Annotated in this window: 19 protein-coding genes and 2 pseudogenes; 11 read left to right on the forward strand and 10 right to left on the reverse strand. The window is 54.9% G+C overall.

What is annotated here, in order from left to right:
* Window positions 1-690: 690 nt before the first annotated feature.
* Window positions 691-1659 carry a bifunctional GNAT family N-acetyltransferase/nucleoside diphosphate kinase regulator gene (locus CJF39_RS14775; RefSeq protein WP_094994082.1) on the reverse strand — a complete coding sequence of 323 codons (969 nt, stop codon included), beginning with the start codon at window positions 1657-1659 and terminating at the stop codon, window positions 691-693.
* 490 nt (window positions 1660-2149) lie between these two features.
* Between CJF39_RS14775 and CJF39_RS14780 the strand changes: the two genes are divergently transcribed.
* Window positions 2150-3475, forward strand: a complete 1326-nt coding sequence (locus CJF39_RS14780) for a serine hydrolase domain-containing protein (protein ID WP_094994083.1) — start codon at window positions 2150-2152, stop codon at window positions 3473-3475.
* Between the two features lie 181 nt (window positions 3476-3656).
* A complete protein-coding gene (cfaB, locus tag CJF39_RS14785; protein ID WP_094994084.1) occupies window positions 3657-4844 on the forward strand; it encodes a C17 cyclopropane fatty acid synthase CfaB in 1188 nt (395 codons plus the stop codon).
* A gap of 55 nt (window positions 4845-4899) precedes the next feature.
* Here cfaB and cls read toward each other — a convergent pair whose 3' ends face one another.
* Window positions 4900-6339 (reverse strand): cardiolipin synthase, encoded by a 1440-nt coding sequence (gene cls / locus CJF39_RS14790; RefSeq protein ID WP_094994085.1) that lies wholly within the window; start codon window positions 6337-6339, stop codon window positions 4900-4902.
* A gap of 137 nt (window positions 6340-6476) precedes the next feature.
* Here cls and CJF39_RS14795 point away from each other — a divergent pair, with 137 nt between their 5' ends.
* Window positions 6477-6998 carry a DUF3617 domain-containing protein gene (locus tag CJF39_RS14795; protein ID WP_094994086.1) on the forward strand — a complete coding sequence of 174 codons (522 nt, stop codon included), beginning with the start codon at window positions 6477-6479 and terminating at the stop codon, window positions 6996-6998.
* Between the two features lie 41 nt (window positions 6999-7039).
* Here the strand turns inward: CJF39_RS14795 and folE2 are convergent, their stop codons facing one another.
* Window positions 7040-7942: a GTP cyclohydrolase FolE2 gene (folE2, locus tag CJF39_RS14800; RefSeq protein ID WP_094994136.1), complete on the reverse strand. Its 903-nt coding sequence runs from the start codon at window positions 7940-7942 to the stop codon at window positions 7040-7042.
* A 141-nt stretch (window positions 7943-8083) separates the two neighbouring features.
* Between folE2 and zigA the strand changes: the two genes are divergently transcribed.
* The 3 genes from zigA to CJF39_RS14815 are packed head-to-tail and all read left to right on the forward strand — an operon-like array spanning window position 8084 to window position 10936.
* The gene (zigA, locus tag CJF39_RS14805; RefSeq protein ID WP_094994087.1) at window positions 8084-9292 is read left to right on the forward strand and encodes a zinc metallochaperone GTPase ZigA; all 1209 of its coding nucleotides are present in this window, start codon (window positions 8084-8086) and stop codon (window positions 9290-9292) included.
* Window positions 9292-9930 carry a DUF1826 domain-containing protein gene (locus CJF39_RS14810; RefSeq protein WP_094994088.1) on the forward strand — a complete coding sequence of 213 codons (639 nt, stop codon included), beginning with the start codon at window positions 9292-9294 and terminating at the stop codon, window positions 9928-9930. Before zigA ends, CJF39_RS14810 begins: the two co-directional genes overlap by 1 nt.
* Before the next feature lie 40 nt (window positions 9931-9970).
* Window positions 9971-10936 (forward strand): CobW family GTP-binding protein, encoded by a 966-nt coding sequence (locus CJF39_RS14815; RefSeq protein WP_094994137.1) that lies wholly within the window; start codon window positions 9971-9973, stop codon window positions 10934-10936.
* Between the two features lie 219 nt (window positions 10937-11155).
* Here the strand turns inward: CJF39_RS14815 and CJF39_RS14820 are convergent, their stop codons facing one another.
* On the reverse strand, window positions 11156-11563 hold the full coding sequence (locus tag CJF39_RS14820; protein ID WP_094994089.1) for a DUF3301 domain-containing protein: 408 nt from the start codon (window positions 11561-11563) through the stop codon (window positions 11156-11158).
* A 114-nt stretch (window positions 11564-11677) separates the two neighbouring features.
* Between CJF39_RS14820 and pdxY the strand changes: the two genes are divergently transcribed.
* Window positions 11678-12550: a pyridoxal kinase PdxY gene (gene pdxY, locus CJF39_RS14825; RefSeq protein WP_094994090.1), complete on the forward strand. Its 873-nt coding sequence runs from the start codon at window positions 11678-11680 to the stop codon at window positions 12548-12550.
* Between the two features lie 93 nt (window positions 12551-12643).
* Here the strand turns inward: pdxY and CJF39_RS14830 are convergent, their stop codons facing one another.
* Window positions 12644-13129 (reverse strand): acyl-CoA thioesterase, encoded by a 486-nt coding sequence (locus CJF39_RS14830; protein ID WP_047279223.1) that lies wholly within the window; start codon window positions 13127-13129, stop codon window positions 12644-12646.
* A gap of 289 nt (window positions 13130-13418) precedes the next feature.
* On the opposite strand from CJF39_RS14830, the gene CJF39_RS14835 reads away from it, so the two are divergent.
* A complete protein-coding gene (locus CJF39_RS14835) occupies window positions 13419-15179 on the forward strand; it encodes a cation:proton antiporter (RefSeq protein ID WP_094994091.1) in 1761 nt (586 codons plus the stop codon).
* Window positions 15180-15283: 104 nt separating this feature from the next.
* Here CJF39_RS14835 and CJF39_RS14840 read toward each other — a convergent pair whose 3' ends face one another.
* The 4 genes and pseudogenes from CJF39_RS14840 to uvrD form a co-directional block, all read right to left on the reverse strand.
* Window positions 15284-15691, reverse strand: coding sequence for an SMI1/KNR4 family protein (locus tag CJF39_RS14840; RefSeq protein WP_034129154.1), 408 nt, complete (start codon window positions 15689-15691; stop codon window positions 15284-15286).
* Between the two features lie 135 nt (window positions 15692-15826).
* A complete protein-coding gene (locus CJF39_RS14845) occupies window positions 15827-16675 on the reverse strand; it encodes a Tim44 domain-containing protein (protein WP_094994092.1) in 849 nt (282 codons plus the stop codon).
* A 181-nt stretch (window positions 16676-16856) separates the two neighbouring features.
* A pseudogene (locus CJF39_RS14850) lies at window positions 16857-17294 on the reverse strand (EamA family transporter); the annotation flags it as partial.
* 38 nt (window positions 17295-17332) lie between these two features.
* The gene (gene uvrD / locus CJF39_RS14855; RefSeq protein WP_094994093.1) at window positions 17333-19516 is read right to left on the reverse strand and encodes a DNA helicase II; all 2184 of its coding nucleotides are present in this window, start codon (window positions 19514-19516) and stop codon (window positions 17333-17335) included.
* Between the two features lie 397 nt (window positions 19517-19913).
* On the opposite strand from uvrD, the pseudogene CJF39_RS14860 reads away from it, so the two are divergent.
* The 3 genes and pseudogenes from CJF39_RS14860 to CJF39_RS14870 form a co-directional block, all read left to right on the forward strand.
* Window positions 19914-21590, forward strand: a pseudogene (locus CJF39_RS14860) (putative bifunctional diguanylate cyclase/phosphodiesterase); the annotation flags it as partial.
* Window positions 21591-21746: 156 nt separating this feature from the next.
* On the forward strand, window positions 21747-22613 hold the full coding sequence (gene hexR, locus CJF39_RS14865) for a transcriptional regulator HexR (RefSeq protein ID WP_047279049.1): 867 nt from the start codon (window positions 21747-21749) through the stop codon (window positions 22611-22613).
* Window positions 22614-22748: 135 nt separating this feature from the next.
* Entirely contained in the window at window positions 22749-22961 is a 213-nt protein-coding gene (locus tag CJF39_RS14870) for a PA3496 family putative envelope integrity protein (protein WP_094994095.1), read from the forward strand.
* On the opposite strand, the gene CJF39_RS14875 is transcribed toward CJF39_RS14870, so the two are convergent.
* Window positions 22903-23865, reverse strand: coding sequence for a LysR family transcriptional regulator (locus CJF39_RS14875; protein WP_094994096.1), 963 nt, complete (start codon window positions 23863-23865; stop codon window positions 22903-22905). The two genes, CJF39_RS14870 and CJF39_RS14875, sit on opposite strands and share 59 nt — an antisense overlap.
* Window positions 23866-24049: the final 184 nt, after the last annotated feature.

The following is a 24049-nucleotide window of genomic DNA, read 5'->3' on the forward strand; positions in this document are numbered from 1 at the left end:
AATTCGACATCCGCGCTTTTGAGCTTTTCCAAATCTCATTCGAAAAAATTCACGACCGCTTGCTAGGCTGGCCAGGGTGTCGTGGCAAGCAGATAGTAGTCGGTAGCTGTCGGAGGAAGGCTTAACCTGGCCATCTCCGCCAAAATCCAGATTGCGCGCCGCAGCAGGTAATGCCATCTGGACTCAAGATGCAACTCGATCTTCTGAGAAACTAGAGGGAATCGTGCCTTTCGTTGGGTGTGGGACATACGCACACCCCGGCTACCTCGACATGCCGTAATGAATCGGCGAGCTGTGTGATGTGCGTTGCCAACGGTTCCAGCGCATCTCTTTACGAATTTCGTAACCCTAAAGGCCTCGTGGCAATCTTTATTGTTTGCAATGGTGCCGTTTTTTTGGAGATTTTGATTTTTGTGACAACCTTTATTTATATGGAGCTAGCTTTGTAATGACCTACGGGCCCCGAAATACGCGGGGTACTGTGACAATCTTTATTGTTTCGTCACAACAACGTTGAATTTAGAGCATTAAAACTGCCGCAGGAGCCGGTCTGTCCGACCGCCTCCTGCGTTTGACGTTTGGCGGCGCGCCAACCGGTAACCATTCAACGGGGCGCGCAGGCAAAAAAAGCGAGATCCCATCCTTGGGGATACTCGCGCCTGATGGACGAACACTGAGTTTAAAGCGCACTTACAGGTGGAAATCGCCTGCAGCTTCCGGCTGGTAAAGCACTTTTCTGATCTCAATCCGGCGAGTCCGATCAGAAATTCGCCAGTCGATGGCATCCCCTTCCTGATACCCCAAGATAGCGGCGCCGATGTCGGAGTACACGGAATGCTTGCCTGCGGTGCTGTCCGCATCTTCAGGGTAAACCAAAGCCACTTCGATCTCTTCGTCGTCCAACTGCAGCAATGCTCTGGAGTTCATCGTGACGACATTGCTTGCCACCTGCTGCGGTTTGACAACAATGGCTCGCTCAAGCTCAAGCTCATGTTCGAGTTCAACAACGGCCGGGCCAGACTCGAGCGCGATTAGACTCTCGAGCCTGGCCTTGTCGATTTCAGTAATGTAGATCTTGGTGGTGTCGCCAACGGCGCCTTCGCGCAAGCTCTGGAGATAGCGCCCCACCGTTATGGAAAACGACTTCAATGTTGGCGTTTCGCTTTCAAGCACAAAGCCGCTGCGCAGAAAGGCTTTCAGCGAGCGCGTGTTGTCTGGGTGAATCTTGGCGATGAGCTTCTTGGCCCGCATATCGAGAAAAGCCAGTTTCATCCCTTCACGGATCGTGCGAGCACCGAGGTTCTGGCCCCATTTTTCGCTGTCTCCGATGGCCAGGACTATCTCGCAATTTGAACCAGTCTTGATGAGACGGACAAAGCCCACCGGGGCGTCATGCCGGTCATAGGCCATAAAGAAACGGCCGCCCTGGTTGAATAGATGGGTCAGGATCGGCAATTGAGTCCGATCAATAGCGTGCTCGATGGAGCGGGAGACATGACGCGAATCGCTCAGATAGCAGGTGACGCGTTCATCTTCCAACCAATCCATCAGCGTTAGCGCGTGCGCCCGAGTCACTTCCGGGCACAGCGAAATGAAAGGCTTGTTCATCTTCACCACATTTATTTCTAAAGGATGAAAGCCTGTCATGGCTATGACCATGATGGTTCTTTCGGCAACCGGCTATGTTAAGACATAACGCGAGTAATGCCGAACAGCTCGGAGCGTTCGGATAGTTGGGCGTACGAGCAAACCATCGTTTTACTGAGGTCTGGATTTAACCAGTCAAACGCTCCTGCCTGGATGAAGCTGACCATCAGCGAGAACGATCATCGCTGATTTTTTCTGACCCTTTGATCCGACCTGGCAGGCTCGGGAACACAGGCACCTTCACGACAGCTTTTATTCTTTAAACGCACTCATCGCCGGGCCTTGGCGGGGTTAGTGCTGCAAGGCAGATAAATAATCACGGTGGAGAGTGAGTGACAGCCTGTCGACGCAGGTATAAAAACGCATCTGGGGTTGATTAACCTCTATTCAGGCTATGCAAACTCACTTCTTTTCCCGCAAGGTGGTGTGCGGCCATGAATCGGGCAGGGAACATTCGATTCAGCACTTGGCCAATGTCTTGTTCCTCTACAGAGGTCTCTTCATGCTCAAGCGTTTATCCAGACCCGCTCGAATCAGTGCATTTTTACTTTCAACGTTGGCCGCCTCTGTCGCCTGCGCCGCTGATACCACTTACCCGGATGCAGCTGCTAGCGATCCCGCAAAAATGGGCTGGATGGTTGGGGCTCCACCGCCACCTGACCGCATCATTCGTTTTGCCGATGGTAGTTATTTCAAATTTCCGGCCATGCGCTGGAGTGTGTCCAACTTCCGCCAATTGATGCCGACCACTAACGTATCCCGTGGTTTAGGTGCTCCAGTACCGTTAGCGCGTGCGTTGCGTACAGACATTGATCAACTGACGTTCATCCCGACAGGCAGCAAAGAACCCATGACATGGGAGCAATCCTTGGCAGCCAATTACACCGACGGAATTGTGGTGTTGCATCGCGGGAAGGTGGTGTACGAACGGTATTTTGGTGTGTTGAATCCTGAAGGTGAGCACGCCGCCATGTCAGTGACCAAATCGGTGGTCGGGACAATGGGTGCAATGTTGATTGCAGATGGCACGCTGGATGCCAATAAAAAAATTGTCGATTACGTGCCTGAACTGGCCAACTCTGCGTTTGCCAGTGCAACGCTGCGTCAAGTACTCGACATGACCACCGCGCTCAAATTCAGTGAAGACTACGCCGACCCGAAGGCTGAAGTCTGGCAGCACGCTATGGCCGGTAACCCCTTGCCCAAACCTGCGGGCTACACCGGACCGCAAACCTACATGGAATACCTGCAAACGGTTCAACCGCTGGGTGAACATGGCAAAGCCTTCGGGTACAAGACCGTCAACTCAGATGTATTGGGTTGGGTCATCGCGCGGGTAACGGGGCGCAATGTGGCCCAGTTATTGTCGGAAAAAATCTGGCAACGTCTGGGGGCCGAGCAGGACGCCTACTTTACGGTGGACTCTATCGGTACGCCGTTTGCGGGTGGCGGCTTCAATGCCGGACTGCGTGATATGGCGAGGTTCGGTGAGTTAATGCGCAACGACGGTAAATATTTGGGGCAACAAATCATCCCTAAAGCTGTGGTGGATGATATTCGAGCGGGTGGGGATAAAGCGGCTTTTGCCAAGGCTGGCTACGACCAACTCAAAGGTGGCAGCTACCGCAACATGTGGTGGGTGACACATAACGCCGATGGCGCCTACATGGCGCGGGGCGTTTATGGGCAGCGTATTTACATCGACCCCAAAGCCGAGATGGTGATTGTGCGTTTTGCCTCCAACCCCATTGCCAGTAATTCGGCCAATGACCCTGTGACCATTCCCGCTTTCGAAGCATTGGCCAAACAGTTGATTGCTCACCCCTAATTACTCAAGGCGTGACTAATCCGGTTTGAGGGTTAGTGTTTGAATGATTCAACGTCTGGGGCGGTGAAACTTAAAAAAGGTTTCATCCGCTCTAGATCAAACCTTTTGGCCCGTGAGCCTGACAGTTTCAGTTAATCGACTACCCTTATTTTTTGACGTCTGAAATGAGGGAGGACTCCTGATGCTCGCGCAACTGCCACCAGCTTTACAGAATCTTAAAATTCCACTTCGCCTGAAACTATGGGATGGTCTCGAATTTGATTTGGGCCCGGCTCCCAGCGTAACGATTGTGGTCAAGGACCCGACCATCGTTTCAGAAATCACACATCCTACGCTCGACTTGTTAGGCAGCGCTTTTGTAGAAGGACGCCTGGAGTTGGCTGAGGGCTCCATCAGTGAAGTCATTCGCGTGTGCGACGAGCTCAGCCAGGCGCTATTGGTTGAGGATGATGACACCACGCCCGCACGTCATTACCACGACAAGGCCACAGATGCCGAATCGATCTCCTATCACTACGATGTTTCCAACGCGTTTTACCAGCTCTGGCTGGATCGAGAAATGGTGTATTCCTGTGGCTATTTTGAGACGGGCGAAGAAAGTCTGGAGGAGGCGCAGCAGGCCAAGTTTCGTCACTTGTGCCGTAAATTGCGACTCAAGCCAGGTGAGTACCTGTTGGACGTCGGGTGTGGTTGGGGCGGGCTTGCGCGCTTCGCGGCACGCGAATTCGGGGTCAAAGTGTTCGGTATCACCTTGAGCAAGGAGCAACTTGCCCTGGCTAAAGAGCGCGTTAAGGCTGAAGGTTTGCAAGATAAGGTCGACCTGCAACTGTTGGATTATCGTGATCTGCCTCAGGACGGCCGTTTCGACAAGATTGTCAGCGTGGGCATGTTTGAACACGTCGGGCATGCCAATCTGCGCGAGTACTGCCATATTCTGTTCAATGCCGTGCGTGAGGGTGGCCTGGTAATGAACCACGGTATCACCGCCAAGCACACCGATGGTCGTCAGGTCGGACGCGGGGCAGGCGAGTTTATTGAGCGTTATGTGTTCCCCAATGGTGAGTTGCCGCACTTATCTATGATCACCGCGCAGATCAGTGAGGCCGGGCTGGAAGTGGTCGATGTCGAGAGCTTGCGCCTGCATTACGCGCGCACGCTTGAGCATTGGAGTCAGCGCCTGGAGCAGAACCTCGATGCAGCGGCCAAGGAAGTACCTGAACAGATTTTGCGTATTTGGCGACTCTACCTGGCAGGTTGTGCCTATGCATTTGCACGTGGCTGGATCAACATCCATCAGATTCTGGCGACTAAACCCTATGCCGATGGATCGATCGAATTGCCTGCGACGCGTGCAGATATCTATCGCTGAGCGTCTATGCCCTGAGATCTATTGAAAGCCGTGTCACTGAGTGACACGGCTTTTTTTATAGAACGGGCGAAACCAGTCTGGCAATGCGCATGCCCAGTTGCTGTAAATGGTGAGTACTTTTGATGTCGTCTTCAGTGATTTCCCGAGCCAATGCAAAGTCGTCATGCAGCATGTGTTCGACTTCTCTAGCAAAGGTTTCATCGACCGTCAGTAACATTACTTCAAAGTTAAGGCGGAACGAGCGGTTATCCATATTGGCGCTGCCGATGGCACTGATTTCGTTGTCGACCAACACGACCTTTTGATGAACGAACCCTGGCTGATAACGGAATATTTTCACCCCTGCTCGAACAGCTTCGAAGGCATAGAGACTTGAAGCGGCGTACACAATTTTGTGGTCCGGGCGCGAGGGAATCAGAATCCGTACATCGACCCCACGCAACACGGCGAGTCGAAGTGCCGAAAAAACAGCTTCATCCGGCACGAAGTAGGGCGTCGTAATCCATACGCGTTCATTAGCAGCATGAATGGCTTCGACGAAAAACAGGGAGCAGGTTTCGTAGGCGTCGGCAGGACCACTGGCCAAGAACTGACACAGCACGCCTCCGTCAGGGTAGGTCTGTGGCAAGATCAGCGGCGGCAATTTACGTGCAGCCCAGAACCAGTCTTCTGCAAATGACTCTTGCAAGCAGGCTACTACCGGGCCAGTCACTTCGACGTGAGTATCGCGCCACGGCGACAAGGGAGGCTTCGCACCCAGGTATTCATCCCCGACGTTGTGACCGCCCACAAAACCGATGACGCCATCGACCACAACCACTTTTCGGTGGTTGCGAAAGTTAACCTGGAAGCGACTGATCCAGCCACCTCGTGTGGCAAACGCTTTTGCCTGAACACCACCTGCGCGCAGGGTTTCACCATAACTGCCGGGCAAGGAGTGGCTGCCGATACTGTCGTATAACAAATACACCTGCACGCCTTGCGCGGCTTTTTTCAGCAACAAGGCGTGCAGTTTCTTACCCAGCTCATCGTCATGGACGATAAAAAACTGTACCAGCACCACCTCTTTGGCCGCTTCAATGGCTGCAAAAATGGCATCGAACGTGGCGGCTCCATTGATGAGTAATCGAACCTGATTGTTGGCCAGGCAAGGCATGCGGCCTAACTTTGGCATTGCCCGAAGCGAGGCATAGGCTTTTGAATTGCGTGCTGCCAGCGCTTCTTCTACCCAAGGCCTCCAGTCCAGATTGGCAATGGCTTCACGCATTTCCTGGTTGGCCTGTCGACGCGCTTTGATGTAATCGTCGAACGTACTGCGTCCAAAAATCAAATAAGGAATGAGGGTGAAGTAGGGGATGAAGAACAACGACATGGCCCAGGCAATTGCACCTTGCGCAGTTCTCACCGTTAATACCGCATGCACGGCGGCAATCAAACCCAGGGTGTGGATCAATAAAATCAGATAACCAAAAACGTGCGGGCCGAGATAATCCATGCGTATCCTTGCTCCTCAATGTTTAACGCCAAGTACATAAAAGACCACGTTCTGGGATGAACGTCCCTATTTGTTTGCTGATGCAACACCCGCTGCTTTGTAACCGCTAACACTGACTTATCAAAAGGAGCTGCTTGATGAATGTTCGTTTGCTTGGGCTTTTCATGGCCTTTGGTTTCTCGATCCCTGTGGTGGCTCAAGCCCAAATGCTGCAACCCGGTCTTTGGGAATTGACGTCGAGCAATATGCAGGTGGACGGCAATCAACTTCCCGATTTTCAAATGATGGTGGGACAAATCAAAACCATGCTAACTCCTGTGCAATTGGCTCAACTGGAGAAGCAAGGTATCAACATCGGCGGGAAAGGTGTTCGCGTATGCCTGACCCCTCAACAAGTGAAATCCGATTCCATCCCGCTGACTGATCCTCAGTCTGGATGTAAGCAGCAGATCACTGAGCGTAGTGGAAATCAGTGGAAGTTTCGCTTTAGTTGTCCAAAAGCTCAGGGGGCCGGGACGGCGACATTTGCGAGTGACCGTGAGTTCACGACCCATGTCACGGGCACCTTCAATGCGACGGGGCTTAAGCAAACGGGCAGTATGGATTCCGAGGCAGTATGGCTGGGTACTGATTGCGGAGCAGTAAAGCCTCGCGCTTAAACGTATAGGCCGCGCGCTGGACCGTCAGCGCGCGCCCCGCACTACACTGTTTGGCAAAGCCAATTCCAACGGCTCTGCGCTACAGCATCATGGCTGTGCAAACTCTCTGCATGCACCACCTTCAGATTGAAACCTTTCACCGTTGATGTGGACTTCAGTGCGACATGCAACCGACGCACCGCATCCTCGCAAAACATTAAATTCTGTCCATTGGCTAACGCGAAGGCTTGTTCATCCTCGCGTTTAACCGCAGTTTGAACTGCAGTGCCGAGCGCCTCCTCTGCCTTATCAATGACATGTTCGATAGGGAAATCGACCACTTCCTCGCTGAGGTTCAATTGCAGGTGGGCTGTACTTCTCTGGCTATGTGGGGTGGCCACGATCCCTTGCGTGCTTCCCAGCCAATCTAAAATCTCTGCGTGCAGAAGTGTTTTGTTAGCAAAGTCATCAATAAATTTATGTTGAATGAGTTGTCGCGCCAATGCAGCCGAGCAAGGGCACGTTGATGAGTATTTCACGTCGACGTTTAGTTCCACGTGGAACATTCCGTTTTTCAAAGATGACTTGATGGTTACGGGGTAGCTTTTCCACCCACTGAGCGGGCTGACCAATGCTGGGCGATTAAACAGCATCTGAGTGTGGATATTCAGGTAAGCACAAATCGATAAGTCGTCATGCGTGTCTATAAAGCGCTGCAAAATTTTCTTCAAAAGTAACGGGTTCAGGGGCTGCGAATCCAAAACTTTGAGCGCTAAAAATAAGCGTGACATGTGGATGCCGCGCACTTCGCCATCCTCAAGGCTGACCCCAGCATCAGCTATTGCAGTTAATCGTTGCCCGTCAATGAGAATGGGCAACGCAATCCCACACATCCCAACCCAGTCCAGCGGAATGTTTTGAGATGCATTTTGTGAAGCAACGTCAGGCAAGGAGTGTGAGGTCATAAGGCTACCCGTGTAGGAAAGGTCGTTGTGATACATAGTAACAATTCATGGTATGTATTGTTATAGTGTAACGACTTGAGCGATTTTGCCGTGCGCTCTCCACGCGGGCGTTTGACCTGCTCACCCTGATGAGGAACTCCCATGCCCAACCGTCTTCCCGTAACAGTGTTGTCAGGTTTTCTGGGTGCAGGAAAAAGCACCCTGTTGAATCATATCTTGCGCAATCGCGACGATCTGCGCGTGGCAGTCATCGTCAATGACATGAGTGAAATCAATATTGATGGGGCCGAGGTTCAGCGCGATGTGACGCTGAACCGTGCTGAAGAAAAATTGGTTGAAATGAGCAATGGATGTATCTGCTGCACCTTGCGGGAAGACCTGTTGGAGGAGGTCAGCAAACTGGCTCAGGAAGGCCGTTTTGATTATTTATTGATCGAGTCTACTGGCATCTCAGAGCCCTTGCCCGTCGCAGAAACGTTCACCTTTCGGGATGACGCGGGTCAAAGCCTGGCTGATATTGCACGGCTGGATACCTTGGTGACGGTCGTGGATGGGCTTAACTTTCTGCGCGACTATCAGGCCGCCGAGCAGTTGGCGTCTCGTGGTGAAACCCTGGGAGAAGAAGACGAGCGATCCATCACGGACTTGCTGATCGAACAGGTCGAATTTGCGAACGTCATTTTGATCAGCAAGATTGATCTCATCAGCCGGGCCGAACGCGAAGAACTAAAGGCCATTCTTCAGCGACTCAACGCAGAAGCAGAAATTCTCCCAATGGTTATGGGAGAAATTGCGCTGAAAAAAATTCTCGACACCCGTCGCTTCGACTTTGACCGTGCCGCCCAGGCACCGGGTTGGTTAAAAGAAATGCGCGGGGAACATGTGCCTGAAACCCAGGAATACGGTATCGCCTCAACGGCCTATCGTGCGTTCAGGCCTTTTCACCCTGAGCGTTTTTTTAACTTTATCGACCGCCCGTGGACCAACGGTAAATTGCTTCGCTCCAAGGGTTTTTTCTGGCTAGCGAGCAAGTATCAGGAGGCCGGTAGCTGGTCTCAGGCAGGCGGTCTGATGCGCTATGGATACGCGGGCCGCTGGTGGCGCTTTGTACCCAAAGATCAATGGCCAGAAGACGCAGAAACCCGAGCCGAAATCCTTAAGAAGTGGCGACCTGAGACAGCAGATTGTCGTCAGGAGTTGGTGTTTATCGGCCAGCACATCGACTTCAACGCACTCACCGCCGAACTTGATGCCTGCTTGCTGACCGATGCTGAAATCGCGATGGGTCCTGATGCGTGGCAACGGCTGAGCGATCCCTTTGGCGACTGGTACAGCGAGGTGGCCGCGTAATGAATACTGCCCCACGCCTTATTCGGCATGCACAGGGAACAGCCCCGGATGTGTTGACGCGTATCCATGAGGAGAGCGTGAACATGGCCGTTTGGCAGCGCGTACTGCCGGTTCATATCGCAGATTTCTGTGCGCTGTTGTTATCGTCCGGTGACCCCTTGGCGCACGCCCTGAGCCTTGAATTACCCGATGAAAATACGTCGCCCAATCTGCAAGGGCTTGCGCAGCGATTCAGCGACCTGGAAGGCTATACAGGCTTCATTGCTGATGTTGGCTGGTTAGTCAGTGCCTATGCGTGCCTGCTAGGCGTCAAGCGCGTTGGATTGCGTCTCAGAGCCTTAGATAACGCCATGTGTCCACGCTTTCATGTAGATCATGTGCCCGCACGGCTGGTGACGACGTATTCAGGGCCTGGCAGCGAATGGCTTGAAGAAGGCGTGATGGCTCGTCAGCATTTAGGCAATGATCAGGTTGAGGCCCCCGACAGAACGTTGATTCAGCAGATAAAAGCGGGAGACGTTGCGCTGCTTAAAGGCGAGAAGTGGCCGGGCAATCAGGGCGCCGGTTTGATCCATCGTTCACCGGCGTTGAAATCCGGGGAGCGGCGGCTGATTTTGACCCTCGACTGGCTCGCCTGAGGCATATTGCAGCCTTCGATTCCTACAGAAGCGGGCGATGATGTTGCACAACATTCCTACTCATGTAATCGCCGGGCCGCTCGGTGCAGGTAAAACCAGCCTGATTCAGCACCTGATGGCGCAGAAACCTGCACACGAGCGGTGGGCGATTTTAGTGAATGAATTCGGCCAAATCGGCCTCGATGCGGCGTTGATGAGTCCGGCAGATGATCAGGTTGCTATCGCCGAGGTTGCAGGTGGTTGCGTGTGCTGTGTGAACGGCGCGCCTTTTCAAATTGGCTTGAGCCGCCTTTTGCGTAAGGTAAAACCGCACCGCCTGTTCATCGAACCTTCTGGACTGGGCCATCCCGCACGCATAGTCGAGCAGTTAAGCGTTACTCCCTGGCTGGGTGTTTTAGCGCTACAGCCGTGCGTAATGGTCCTGGATACAGAAGCCCTCGCTCAGGGAAAACCTTTGCCCGATAGCCAGCGTGAAGCCCTGAAAATGGCCGGTTTATTGGTCATGAATAAATCTAATAGTGTCGAAATAACGCAACGTGAGCAGATTGCATCATGCCTGCCAAAGTGCCCTCTTTTATGGACGGAGCAGGGCTACATCCCGCTAAATACGCTGCCTGTAGCCACTATGAGTGATATTCATGCTGTGGATAACTCGTTGATTTATAAGGATTTTAATTCGATTGTCGACATTTTATCCGGCCCTGAGACGCCCATTATTTTGTTCAGCCAGCAGCCGGAAGGGTGGAGTGCAGGATGGAAATGGCACCCCGCGCGTCAATTTGATCTGCAAGCGTTGAGCCGATGGCTTCAAACCCTGAATTGGCAGCGCGCAAAGCTGGTTGTCCATGGGGTGAGCGGCTGGGTTTCATCGAATTCGCTGGAAAACAGGCTCGAACCTTGGAAAAACAGTGAATGGCGTAAAGATTCACGCGTTGAACTGATCTTCGATGCCCCGCAGGACATGAATGCCCTCAAAGAAGGTCTCCTGAGTTGCCTTTCAAACTGAGTTCAGCAGGCAATTAGGCCAATTTGCACTGGTAAAGTTGTCCTACAATTTGTGCGGGGAGCAACGGTTTAACGTCAAAATATCCACTGGAAGGTATCTATTTCGGGGCTTTCATGGGTTTTAATGTGTTTTTTGGAAAAGTTATCCACAGGCCGCGGGGGCGTCTGGGTGAGTACTGCACGTTTCAGGAGACCATCAGCTAGCTTCTGAAACGCGGCACTATTGGCGGGGTTTGGTGTGTTGCTCGCGCCATTGGCTCAGTTCGATGACTTGAGCGCTGGGGACATCGCGCTGTTCAGGCTCTGGGTCGGCCTTGAACGGGTAGGGGGCCAGTTCAATCTTGGCGCTGTGGGCGCCAAATTGAGTAATGGTGCCAGCATGACGCTGATCACCGGTGACGGTAAATTCAAAGTTATACACACGGGCCAATCGCCGGTTGCCTTTAGCGTCAGCGATGAAGCCGATTTTCTTCAGGGCGACGTTTTCATCGAGTAACTCGATATCGAGCTTGTTGCAGTGCTGTTTGACGCGCTCCAGCGCTCGCTCGCGCATGCCGTGGTTATGCCACAGCCAGGCAGCGCCTGTTGCCAACAACATCAGCACAAACATATTTCCAAGGGTCAGCATCACATGTGCTCCAACAGAGTGGGCCCAGCTTAACTGCGTCTACAACCTGTCGTACAGGTTGCTTTTCGTCGCATACTGCGTGGCTTGAACCCCACACGCAGTCTGGAAACCGGCATGAAACGTACGCCTCACCTACTCGCCATCCAATCCCACGTAGTTTTCGGCCATGCCGGCAACAGCGCGGCCGTTTTTCCCATGCAGCGCGTGGGCGTAAATGTATGGCCTTTGAACACGGTGCAGTTCTCAAACCACACTCAGTATGGCCAATGGGCTGGTGAAGTGTTGGCTCCGGAGCAAATTCCGGCACTGGTTGACGGCATTGCCGCCATCGGTGAATTAGGCAACTGCGACGCCGTGTTATCCGGCTACCTGGGCAGCGCTGCACAAGGGCGAGCAATTCTCAGTGGGGTAGCGCGGATCAAGGCCGTTAACCCCAATGCGCTGTACTTGTGTGATCCGGTCATGGGCCACCCGGAGAAAGGCTGCATCGTGCCGCACGAAGTCAGTGATTTTCTGTTGAATGAAGCGGCCGCCGTGGCCGACTTCCTGTGCCCTAACCAGTTGGAGCTGGACAGCTTCTGTGGTCGCCACCCGCAGTCGCTGTTCGATTGCCTGGCGATGGCGCGCAGCTTGTTGGCACGCGGCCCCAAGGCAGTTCTGGTTAAGCACCTGTCATACCCGGGCAAGCCTGAAGAAAGTTTTGAGATGCTGCTGGTAACGAATGAAGGTAATTGGCACCTGCGCCGGCCGTTACTGGCGTTTCCCCGTCAGCCCGTCGGTGTAGGCGATCTGACGTCCGGTTTGTTTCTGGCGCGGGTATTGCTGGGAGACAGCCTGGTTGCCGCGTTCGAATTTGCAGCCTCGGCCGTGCATGAAGTGCTGCTGGAAACCCAGGCCTGCACCAGCTACGAACTGCAGCTGGTACGTGCCCAGGATCGCATTGCTCACCCGCGCGTGCGGTTTGAGGCGATGCCGATCCACCTGTAAACCCGGGTGCTGGCGATCTAACCCACTCGATCATTCAAGATGACGAATAGCCTCAATCGCCGGCACACCTGCTCCTACAGGAGCAGGTAAGGTTTACAACGTTTCGTCTTTCAATTCCTGATAGCGTTTTTCCAGTTCCTGACGGATCTGGCGACGCTGTTTGCCCTGAATAAAGCGGCGTTTGTCTTCGCTGTTAACGGGCTGTAAAGGCGGTACAGCAGCCGGTTTACGATCGTCGTCCACAGCCACCATGGTGAAAAAACAGCTGTTGGTGTGACGGACTGAGCGTTCACGGATGTTTTCAGTGACGACCTTGATGCCCACTTCCATCGAGGTGGTGCCGGTGTAGTTGACCGAGGCCAGGAAGGTCACCAGCTCACCGACATGCACCGGCTCGCGAAAAATAACCTGGTCGACCGACAGGGTCACAACATAGCGCCCTGCATATCGGCTGGCGCATGCGTAGGCGACTTCGTCGAGGTACTTGAGCAGGGTTCCGCCGTGAACATTGCCAGAAAAATTGGCCATGTCCGGGGTCATCAAGACCGTCATCGACAGTTGGGCGTTTCCGGGTTCCATAGCAGCAGGCTCGCGGTAATGTTGCAGCAGTGAAAAAGGTATCTCTGTGGATACTTTTCGCGTTTTTGAAAGCTTCAACAACGGGACGCTGCCGCAGGGGCTGCCGTCACGCTCTGGCGCACATGTTTCCATATATTGCGCCGCCTTTCTGCGGTAAATCGCGGTGTTAACCTGCAAACACCCCTTTAGCGGGTATTTCCTACACTTCAAACGTCCGCCGCGCGCAGAGTGATTCTCTGTGTCTGTCGTTCTGTTGCCGGACAGCACACACACAAGGAGGCGACACGCCATGCATGCCATCAGTTTTATTCAGGATTTGGCAGTCATCATGTTGGTCGCAGGTGTGGTGACCATTCTGTTTCACCGTTTCAAACAGCCCGTGGTGCTGGGTTACATCGTGGCGGGTTTCATCATAGGCCCACATACGCCGCCGTTTGGCCTGATTCACGACGAACAGACCATCAAAACCCTGGCGGAGTTGGGGGTGATATTCCTGATGTTCTGCCTGGGGCTTGAGTTCAGTCTGCGCAAACTGTTCAAAGTGGGTGCCACGGCGTTCATCGCGGCGTTCATGGAAATCACCCTGATGATCTGGATCGGCTACGAGATCGGTCGCTGGTTCGACTGGAACACCATGGACTCGTTGTTCCTGGGCGCCATTTTGGCTATTTCGTCGACCACCATCATCGTCAAGGCGCTAAACGACCTGAAGATGAAAAACGAACGTTTCGCACAGCTGATTTTTGGTGTGCTGATCGTCGAGGATATTTTGGGTATCGGGATTATTGCCCTGCTTTCCAGCATTGCCGTCAGCGGCAGTGTGAGCCCGGAGGAGGTGTTTTCGACCGTCGGCAAACTCTCGTTGTTCATGATCGTGGCCTTGGTCATTGGTATCTTGCTGGTGCCCCGTGTGCTGGCTTATGTGGCCCGGTTTGAAAGCAATGAGATGCTACTGATTACCGTGCTGGGGCTGTGCTTCGGATTCTGTCTGCTGGTGGTCAAGCTTGAGTACAGCATGGTGCTGGGCGCTTTTTTGATTGGCGCAATCATGGCCGAATCCCGGCAATTGCTGAAAATCGAAGGGCTGATCGAGCCGGTGCGTGATTTGTTCAGTGCGATTTTTTTCGTCGCTATCGGTTTGATGCTCGATCCCGCTATCTTGTGGGAATACGCTCTGCCGATTGTCGTCATTACCTGTGCGGTAGTCCTTGGCAAGATGTTGTCTTGTGGATTGGGTGCCTTTATCGCCGGTAATGATGGACGCACCTCGCTGAGAGTCGGGATGGGGCTCTCTCAGATCGGAGAGTTTTCTTTCATCATCGCAGCACTGGGCATGACCTTGCAGGTCACCAGCAGCTTCCTGTACCCCCTAGCGGTCGCTGTGTCGGTACTGACCACCTTGATGACCCCGTACTTGATTCGCGCCGCTGATCCGCTTTCGCTCAAGCTGGCGCAGGTAATGCCCAACCGGGTGTCTCGCGTGTTTGGGCTCTATGGCGAATGGCTGAGCAGTATTCAGCCGCAGGGCGAAGGGGCACTGTTGGCGGCGATGATTCGCAAAATATTGCTGCAAGTCGGCGTCAATCTGGCCCTGGTGATGGCCATTTTTTTCTCGGGCGGTTACTTCGCTCCTCGGATTGCGGCGTATTTGCAGGGGTGGGTGATGAAGTCGAGCTGGCAAAACGGCTTGATCTGGGGCGCAGCGTTACTGCTGTCGCTGCCGTTTCTGATCGCGGCTTACCGCAAGCTCAAGGCGCTGTCGATGCTCTTGGCAGAGATGGGGGTTAAACCCGAGATGGCGGGGCGGCATACACAGCGCGTACGTCGTGTGATCGCTGAAGTGATCCCGATTCTGTCGCTGCTGGTGATCTTCTTGCTGCTGTCGGCACTGTCCGCCAGCATCTTGCCGACCAATGAGCTGCTGATTGTGATTGGGGTGGTTGCTGCCGGTGTCGCGGCAGTGTTGTGGCGCTGGTTCGTGCGTATTCACACGCGCATGCAAGTGGCCTTGCTGGAAACACTCGACAACCACAAGGATCTGGGCCACTAGCAGGCCTGTTTTTTCTTCTGCAGGAGCAAGCTTGCCGCGTGATGGTGCTTGGTGTTCAGACCATCTCGCGCAGGCTCACTCCTGCAAAGCCGCTGGTGGCTATATCAGCTTTCCAGCCAGACATCCCGTGCCCAGTGCCAGACGGATTCCCACGTCTCCTCGGTAACCAGCTCTTCTTCGCCAGACCACAGCACGACGGTGCCGTCTTCTTCGACGCAGTAGTAGTCGTCACCGTCCTGACAGATAGGGATCAGGCTGCGGTCAACGCCCGCATCCCATGCATTGGCCGCAACGTCTGGCAGGTAGGTGTGCGATTGCGGGTCGGTCACAGTGACAGGCTCCAGGCTGCCATACACCACGTCGCTGACCGTCAGCAAAAACTCTCGGAAAACAAATGGAATATCGATGAACAGCTGTTCTTCGATTTCCACCAGCAAATCTTCGTCAGGCAGCTCCAGGGGAACCGGGACGGGTTCATTTGCCTCACGCAATTGTTCAATGATCTCTTCCACGACCTCAATCCTCATACTCTATGGCGCGGTTTTATATGACGCGCTTTATACAGTAGCTCGTTATAAGTGCAATCGTGAAATGCAAAGCCCCGGACAAGTCCGGGGCTTTGGTTACAACCTGTGAACCGAAATCGATCAGCCGTTCTGACGGATACCGGCTACAAGCCAAGGCTGGTTTTCACCTTGAACGCGTTCCATGTTCCAGCTTTCGCTGAAGGCTTCGCCCTGATCAAAACGTGACGTTTTGGAGATGCCGCTGAAGGTCAGGGTTGCGATGGTTTTGTCGGCGCGATCGTCCAGGCCGTCCAGTTGAACGGTCAGGTTGTCGATGTAAGTCGAATTGAAGCCATCCCCCAGATCAGCGCGCTCACGCTTGAGGAACTCAAGCATTTGCGGGGTCACGAACTCAGCGATCTTGTCCATTTCGTTCGCGTCCCAATGCTGTTGCAAGGACTGGAAATGGTTGCGCGCGGCTTCCAGAAAGCTCTGCTCATTGAACCAGGCTGGTGCGTTGATGACCGGGCGAGCCGTCGCAGAAGAACCGCCACCAAAGATCGACGCCGTGGCTGGCTTGGCGTCGAACGCTTCACGCTGCATCGGAGCGTGGCCGGCCGGGGCCAGGTCAGCCTGTTGCTTGCGGCGACGCGCGGCGATGAAGCGGAAGATCACAAACGCAATGACCGCCATAATCAGGATGTCGAAGATCTGCATGCCCTGGAAGCCGCCGCCCATGAACATGGAAGCGAGCAGGCCGCCGGCAGCGATACCGGCCAGAGGGCCAAGCCAGCGTGAAGCACCACCGGCTTTGGCAGCTGCGCCAGCAGCGGCAGGGGCTGCGGCTGGAGAGGCAGGAGCGGCTTGGCGAGTCTGGTGGCTAGGCGCCGAACCAAAACTTTTGCCGCCGCCGAAGCGCTTGGCATTTGCGTCGAGACTCATCGTCAAACCGATGCACAACGCCATGGCGATGCTAAGAAAACGTTTCATAAAGGGAATTCCCATTTGTGGATGACACGCGCGCCATGGTGCACAGGTGAGGTGTGACTGGCTAGCGGTGAAGTGTTTCGGGTTTTTGCCTAATTTAGAGTAAGACGTTTCTTTGTATTTTGTAGTTCACGTTGAAAAGACAGATTGTCGACTCAGTGGCATGCACGGTGCCGCGTCTGTAACGCTTCAGCGCCAGCATCACCACGCCCGCTGTGATCAAGCCGATTCCGCCCCATTGCCGCAGGTCGAGTTTTTCACCTAGCAGCAGTACACCGATGATGGCCACCAGTACCACGCTGAGCTTGTCCACCGGGGCGACGAGTGACGCGGGCCCCAGCTTCAAGGCGCGGAAGTAGCAAAGCCAGGATGCCCCGGTCGCCAGCCCCGACAACGCTAAAAACAGGTAGCTGCGTGGGGCGATCGAACTCAGCGGTTGATACTGGCCCGTGGCGTAAAGAATCAGCGCCAGGCTGACCAGCACCACGCCGGTACGCAGCAAGGTGGCGAAATCGGAGTTGACGTTCTCGATGCCGACCTTGGCAAAGATCGCTGTCAGCGCCGCGAACATGGCTGACAACAGGGCCCAGAATGTCCAGGAAGAAAAAAAGCCTGAGCCCATGTTGCCTACCTTATCGTCCGATGGCTGTCGGGTTGCTGTCAGACCGCCTCAAGTTTGGCGTAGCCCATCATCAGCCACTTGCTGCCTTCGGAGAAGTTGACCTGCACCCGGGCCTGCGCACCGGAGCCCTCGAAATTGAGGATCACCCCTTCACCGAACACCGCATGCTTGACCATCTGACCCAATTTGAATTCGGTTTCCGGAATCTGCGAACCACCAAATAGGGTGCTGGCGCTCTGCTGTTGACCTCCGCCGAAAGGGCGGCTGACGCTGTTGGACAAACGCACTTCCTGAATCAGGCCTTTTGGCACTTCACGTACGAATCGAGAAACCTTGTTGTAGGTCTCACTACCGTAAAGGCGTCGTGTCTCAGCATAGGTCATCACTAGGTTCTGCATGGCCCGAGTGATGCCCACGTACGCCAGGCGCCGCTCCTCTTCAAGACGGCCGGGCTCTTCAAGGCTCATCTTGTGCGGGAACAGGCCCTCTTCCATGCCCACCAGGAACACATAAGGGAATTCCAACCCTTTGGCGCTGTGCAGGGTCATCAGCTGGATGCCGTCTTCGTGCTCTTGCGCCTGAGTGTCGCCAGCTTCCAGCGACGCGTGGCCGAGGAATGCAGCCAATGGCGTCAATTCTTCGTCGTCTTCAGTGTTCTCGAAGTTGCGCGCAGCGCTGACCAGTTCCTCAAGGTTTTCTACCCGTGCCTGGCCTTTCTCACCTTTTTCAGCCTGATGGTAGGCAATCAGCCCGCTCTGCTCGATAACGGTCTGGGTCATCAGATGCAAGGGCATCTCCATGACTTTTGCCGCGAGGTTCTCGATCAGTTCGATAAAGCCGGCAATGGCGCCCGACGCTCGGCCAGGCAGCGCCTTATTGGCGATCAGCTGGCGCATGGCTTCCCACATCGACACATCATTGTGGCGTGCGTGTTCACGAATGGCTTCGACCGTTTTTTCGCCAATGCCGCGAGCCGGGACGTTAATTACACGCTCCAGTGCTGCATCATTCCCACGGCCTTCAAGCAAACGCAGGTAGGCCATGGCGTTCTTGATCTCGGCGCGTTCGAAGAAGCGCTGGCCGCCATAAATCCGATAAGGAATACGCTCGCGCAACAACGCCTCTTCCAAAACCCGTGACTGGGCGTTGGAGCGGTACAAGATGGCAATGTCATTATGGGCAAGACCGGTTTTCAGCGCGCTTTCGATGGTCTCGACCACGTAGCGGGCTTCATCGTGCTCGTTGAATGCCGCGTACAAATTGATCGCTTCGCCATCGCCGCCGTCTGTCCACAGCTCTTTGCCCATGCGCCCTGTGTTATTGGCGATCAGGGCGTTGGCGGCCTTGAGGATGCCCGCGGTGGAGCGATAGTTTTGCTCCAGACGAATGGTTTCGGCGTCCGGAAAGTCAGAGGAGTACTGGTAGATATTCTCAATCTTGGCGCCACGCCAGCCGTAGATCGACTGATCGTCATCACCGACCACCATCAAGCTGTCGCCGCCCTTGGCCAGCAAACGCAGCCAGGCATATTGAACGGCGTTGGTGTCCTGGAACTCGTCCACCAGAATGTGCCGGAAACGCTTTTGGTAGTGCGCCAGCAGCCCCGGGTTATCGCGCCACAGGTCGAGGGCTCGCAGCAATAGCTCGGAGAAGTCGATCACGCCTGCGCGCTGGCACGCGGCCTCATAGGCTTCGTAGATGCTGCGCATGGTGGCCAGGAATAAATCGCCGCTGGCCTGAATATGTTGCGGCCGCAGGCCTTCATCTTTTTGACCGTTGATAAACCACTGCGCCTGACGCACGGGCCAACGCTGTTCGTCCAGCCCCAGCTCACGAATCACACGCTTGACCAAGCGTTGCTGATCGTCGCTGTCGAGGATCTGGAAGGTCTGGCTCAACCCGGCTTCTTGCCAGTGAGCACGCAGCAGGCGATGCGCCAGCCCGTGGAACGTACCGACCCACATGCCAGCCGGGTTGATCCCCATGAGCTGTTCGATGCGATGACGCATCTCGGCAGCGGCCTTGTTGGTGAACGTCACCGACAAGACGGAGTGTGGTGAGGCGTTCTCGACCTGGATCAACCAGGCGATACGGTGCACCAGCACACGGGTTTTGCCGGAACCTGCGCCGGCCAGAACCAACTGACGCCCGACACTGGCCGTGACGGCCTGACGTTGGGCATCGTTGAGGGAATTCAATAAGAGAGAGAGATCTTCGCGCATCGGGGCATTCTAGGGTGCTGGCTCAAACCGGGCAAACGCCAATCCTGTTCCGGCGGGCCGTCTGTCGCTGCTCAGCGCCAGTCTTTTAAAAGAGCGGGATCTGATCCGTAAAGCGCAACGGCTCATTTCGTCTTTTTAATGACGTGTCTCAGTTTGGTCATGAGCATTGCTTGTGTATGCTCGGGCGACTTTTTTGGCTCATCCACTGATAAGAATATTGCCAATGATTCAGGGTCTTAGCGCGTCGGGTGTGTTGATCGGCACCGGACTCGGTTTTTTTCTGACGTTGCTGGGCGTTGTCGGCTGGCAAGTCAATCAGCACCGTCGTGGGAATGCTCAACCTTTGCAGGCACTGCCAAATGTGCAGTCCCCGGCTGCAGAGCGTTTACGCGAGCCCGAGCAGCGGCGTCTGGCGGCCACCGTATTTGAAGCGGCCAGCGAAGGCATTGTCATCCTCGATCCGGACTACAGGATGTTGGCGGTCAATCAGGCCTTCAGCCGCTTTAGCGGGTATGCGGTCGAAGACCTGGTGGGTCAATGCGTGAGTGAGCTGGCGTGCAGCCGCGATGCACTGCGTCACTTCCCGGTCATTCGGCCCGTGCTGGAGCAGCAGGACCGCTGGCAGGGTGAGTTGGTTGAAACGCGCAAAAACGGCGAGTTGTACCCGCAGTGGCTTCAATTGAAAGTGGTGCGTGACGACGACGGGCACGTCAGTCATATCGTGGCGTTTGTCAGTGACCTGTCAGCGCGACGCCGCTCCGAAGCCCGCGTGCGCCACCTCACGCACTTTGATGAGCTGACCGGGCTGGCCAATCGCTTATTGTTCAAGGAGCGGCTTGAAGAAGCCAATCAACGGGCTCGCCAAGGTGCGCGTAACCTTGCGCTGTTGTACATCAACCTGGATCGATTCAAGCTGCTCAACGACAGCCTTGGGCCAGAGCTGGCGGATCAGGTACTGCACAAAGTCGCCAGACGCCTGACCAAAGCGCTGCCTGAAGCCGACACCATCGCGCGGCTGTCCGGGGATGAATTCGCAGTGTTGTTTGATTCTTATGCCAGCCTCACCAGTCTGGCGCGGGTCGCAACGCGGCTGCTGGCCAAGCTGGGCCGGCCGCTTATGATTGATGGCCATGAACTGGTAATCAGCGCGTCCATGGGGATCAGCCTGCTACCCGACAGTGCGCGGGACATCGCGACGCTGGTCAGTCAGTCCAATCAGGCCATGCTCCAGGCCAAGCATTTGGGCGGTGGCAGTTTTCAATTCTTCAGCCACAGCTTGCAGCACAGCACCCTGGAGCGCTTGCAGCTGGAAAACCAGTTGCGCAAAGCGATTGCCGAACAGCAACTGACGGTCTTCTATCAACCCAAACTGTGCCTGGCGACGGGCCGTCTGCACGGGGCCGAAGCGCTGGTGCGCTGGGACCACCCACAGTTAGGCAGCGTGCCGCCGGGCGACTTCATCGGGCTGGCCGAAGAGACGGGGCTGATCGGTCCCATTGGCGAGTTTGTATTGCGCCAGGCGTGTCGGCAGGCCTGCCAATGGCAGCGCGAAGGGCTGGCGCCGATACGGGTGTCGGTCAATCTGTCGGTGCACCAATTACGACAGGGCAAGCTGGTCAGCCTCGTGCGCCAGGTGCTTGATGAATCAGGGCTGGCACCGCAGTACCTGGAGCTTGAATTGACGGAAAGCCAGTTACTCGACAGCGTCGAATCCATTATTTCGACCTTTGAACAGTTGCATCAATTGGGCGTCAAACTGGCGATTGACGACTTCGGCACCGGGTATTCCTCCCTCAGCTACCTCAAACGGTTTGCTGTGGATTACGTCAAGATTGACCAGACCTTCATTCGAGGCGTGGGGCGCTGCGCTGAAGACGAAGCCATCACCAAGGCGATCATTGCGATGGCCCATAGCCTTGAGTTAAAGGTCGTGGCAGAAGGCGTGGAAGAAGCCTCGCAACTGGCATTTCTCAAGGCGCAACAGTGCGACGAAGTGCAGGGATATTTGATCAGTCGTCCAATTAACGCCGCCGCTTTGGGCGATTTATTGCGCAGCGATGTAGTCTTTTTGTAGTGCTCAAACGGGCTACATAGAGCGCGGGCGGCCTGAATAGGGGAGAAGCCAGCGGTTTTAGTCATGGATTGGTTGGGCAGAAAACGAATTCTTGTAGTATAACTACAAGATTGCTACATCCTTGGCATCCCACCCTTTCAGACCGAGTCCTGCCCTTTGAACTTGCTGCAACATATCGCCCAGTCTCGCCACTTGTTACGTAAATCGGAACTCAAGGTCGCCGATCACGTGCTGCTTGATCCTGCGGCTGTAATGCACAGTTCCATGGCAGACCTTGCCCATAGCGTTGGTATCAGTGAGCCCACCATCGTGCGCTTTTGCCGGGCGATCGGTTGCTCTGGGTTTCAGGACCTGAAACTCAAGCTGGCGCAAAGCCTTGCGGCGGGTGCCAGCTTTGGCCAATTCGCGATCCACGAGGACGACTCGGTCGCTGACTACAGCCTTAAAATTTTCGACACCACACTCCATACGCTGATGGACGTGCGCGAAAAACTCGACCCGGTCGCTTTACAGCGTGCTGTGACAGCGATGTCTCAGGCCCAGCGCGTCGAGTTTTATGGCTTTGGCGCGTCGGGTGCGGTAGCGGCGGATGCCCAACACAAGTTTTTCCGTTTATTACTGACGGCTGCGGCCTATTCCGACCCGCACATGCAGGCGATGTCGGCTGTCACTTTGAAGCCTACAGACGTGGCGATATGCATTTCCCAGTCCGGGCGCTCGAAGGATTTGTTGATTACCGCCAATTTAGTGCGTGAAAGCGGCGCGACACTGATTACCTTGTGCCCGAGCCAAACGCCGCTGGCGGAACTGGCGACCGTCAATCTGGCGATTGATGTGCACGAAGACACCGAAATTTATACCCCGCTGACCTCGCGCATTGCGCACCTGGTGGTGATTGATGTGCTGGCCATGGGCGTGGCCATGGCGCGTGGACCGAGCCTGGTCAACCACCTTAAAAGCGTCAAACGCAGTTTGCGCAGCCTGCGCCTTTCGCCTAAATCGCTGAAAAACATCGAAGATTAAAGCCCCACCTGCTCTCCTTCCTGAAGAGAGAGCAGGTGCACGCAGCGTTTTCACGCACCTGTCATCTCAACGTCCCCAATTCGTCACAAACCAAGTCCATCGTAAAGCTCCCGTACACGCCTTGGGAGACTCGAAATGGCCCAGCCTTACGAAGAACGCAACAGCGCCGTCAAAACCCGCCGCCAACAGGAAGACCGGCGCCGCATGGCCTTCCGACGCGCGATTGAAGACCATACGGACCAGCGCCAATTGCGCCTGGAAACAGCCGATTACCCGGACCTGAGCGCCATCAACTATTGGCAAGCGTCGTCGGCAAATGGCCGTCGAAGCGCTCAACCAGCGCGCTGATTTGCAGACGCTCGCTGCGTATAAACCCCAGAAATGCATGCGCTACCGGTGACAGGCGCTTGGCTTTGGCCTGCACCACGCACCAACTGCGGTACAGCGGCAATTCCTCGACGGGCAGCTCGCGCAGCAAACCTGTCGCCAACTCCAGGCTGACGGCGTGGCGCGTCAATAGCGCCACGCCCAACCCTGCGACGGCGCACTCACGCTGGGCATCGGTCGAGGCCACCTCCAGCGTTTGATTGAAGTGCACGCGTTTCTCCTTGAAGTACTCTTCACACGCCATGCGCGTGCCCGAACCTTGCTCGCGCATTAACAGCGTGAAGGGTTCCAGGTCTTGCAAATGCAAGGTTTCGCGCTGGCTCAACGGATGGTCGGGCGGGGCAACGGCCACAATCGGGTTATTCAAAAACGGCAAAAATTCCAGCCCCAGGTCCAGCGGCACCATCGACATGATCACCAGATCATCGCGGTTGTCTGAAAGCCTGCGCACGGCTTGTGCACGGTTCACAACCGTGAGCTGCAAATTAACTTCCGGATGCTGGCGTTTGAACGCCGCGAACAGGTGTGGCACGAAATACTTTGCGCTGGATTCCACCGCCAATTTCAGTTGCCCTTGCAGTGAACCGAGCAAGTCGGACAACTGCATATCGAGGTTTTCCAAGCGTCCAAAAATATCGCGACTGGCACGCTGAAGCGCTTCAGCGGCTTCGGTCATGTACAGTTTTTTGCCCACATAATCGAACAACGGCTGTCCGATCAGCTCTTCAAGCTGACGAATTTGTAGACTTACGGCGGGTTGCGTCAGTGACATTTCTTCTGCCGCACGGCTGTACGAGCGCAGGTCACAGACTTCATTGAACACTTGAAGTTGGCGAAAAGTGATACGCATCAATGACTTACGCATTTTTATAGTTTTTCCTGAAGCAGCAAGTGCTCTGACTATAAGTGGTTACTTATGCACGACCCAAGAAATATTGATTTTTGTTTATCAGTGCGCAGGTCTAGTGTGACGACACAACGGTTCAGACACATTTGGACACGTGCCGACCTGGTCTAGCAGGTCGTTTGTTCCATGGGCTTTAGGAAAA

It is taken from the genome of Pseudomonas lundensis (assembly GCF_002269125.1).
GTDB classification, from domain to species: Bacteria; Pseudomonadota; Gammaproteobacteria; order Pseudomonadales; family Pseudomonadaceae; genus Aquipseudomonas; species Aquipseudomonas lundensis_A.

What these genes read in the sequence shown, in the direction of transcription:
- cfaB (WP_094994084.1), top strand. Translation starts at nt 3,657, where the DNA reads ATGCTCGCGCAACTGCCACCAGCTTTACAGAATCTTAAAATTCCACTT.
- zigA (WP_094994087.1), top strand. Translation starts at nt 8,084, where the DNA reads ATGCCCAACCGTCTTCCCGTAACAGTGTTGTCAGGTTTTCTGGGTGCA.
- uvrD (WP_094994093.1), bottom strand. Translation starts at nt 19,516, where the DNA reads ATGCGCGAAGATCTCTCTCTCTTATTGAATTCCCTCAACGATGCCCAA.
- CJF39_RS14775 (WP_094994082.1), bottom strand. Translation starts at nt 1,659, where the DNA reads ATGGTCATAGCCATGACAGGCTTTCATCCTTTAGAAATAAATGTGGTG.
- CJF39_RS14870 (WP_094994095.1), top strand. Translation starts at nt 22,749, where the DNA reads ATGGCCCAGCCTTACGAAGAACGCAACAGCGCCGTCAAAACCCGCCGC.
- CJF39_RS14820 (WP_094994089.1), bottom strand. Translation starts at nt 11,563, where the DNA reads ATGCTGACCCTTGGAAATATGTTTGTGCTGATGTTGTTGGCAACAGGC.
- CJF39_RS14780 (WP_094994083.1), top strand. Translation starts at nt 2,150, where the DNA reads ATGCTCAAGCGTTTATCCAGACCCGCTCGAATCAGTGCATTTTTACTT.
- pdxY (WP_094994090.1), top strand. Translation starts at nt 11,678, where the DNA reads ATGAAACGTACGCCTCACCTACTCGCCATCCAATCCCACGTAGTTTTC.
- CJF39_RS14845 (WP_094994092.1), bottom strand. Translation starts at nt 16,675, where the DNA reads ATGAAACGTTTTCTTAGCATCGCCATGGCGTTGTGCATCGGTTTGACG.
- CJF39_RS14815 (WP_094994137.1), top strand. Translation starts at nt 9,971, where the DNA reads ATGTTGCACAACATTCCTACTCATGTAATCGCCGGGCCGCTCGGTGCA.
- CJF39_RS14875 (WP_094994096.1), bottom strand. Translation starts at nt 23,865, where the DNA reads ATGCGTAAGTCATTGATGCGTATCACTTTTCGCCAACTTCAAGTGTTC.
- CJF39_RS14835 (WP_094994091.1), top strand. Translation starts at nt 13,419, where the DNA reads ATGCATGCCATCAGTTTTATTCAGGATTTGGCAGTCATCATGTTGGTC.
- CJF39_RS14795 (WP_094994086.1), top strand. Translation starts at nt 6,477, where the DNA reads ATGAATGTTCGTTTGCTTGGGCTTTTCATGGCCTTTGGTTTCTCGATC.
- CJF39_RS14810 (WP_094994088.1), top strand. Translation starts at nt 9,292, where the DNA reads ATGAATACTGCCCCACGCCTTATTCGGCATGCACAGGGAACAGCCCCG.
- CJF39_RS14830 (WP_047279223.1), bottom strand. Translation starts at nt 13,129, where the DNA reads ATGGAACCCGGAAACGCCCAACTGTCGATGACGGTCTTGATGACCCCG.
- cls (WP_094994085.1), bottom strand. Translation starts at nt 6,339, where the DNA reads ATGGATTATCTCGGCCCGCACGTTTTTGGTTATCTGATTTTATTGATC.
- folE2 (WP_094994136.1), bottom strand. Translation starts at nt 7,942, where the DNA reads ATGACCTCACACTCCTTGCCTGACGTTGCTTCACAAAATGCATCTCAA.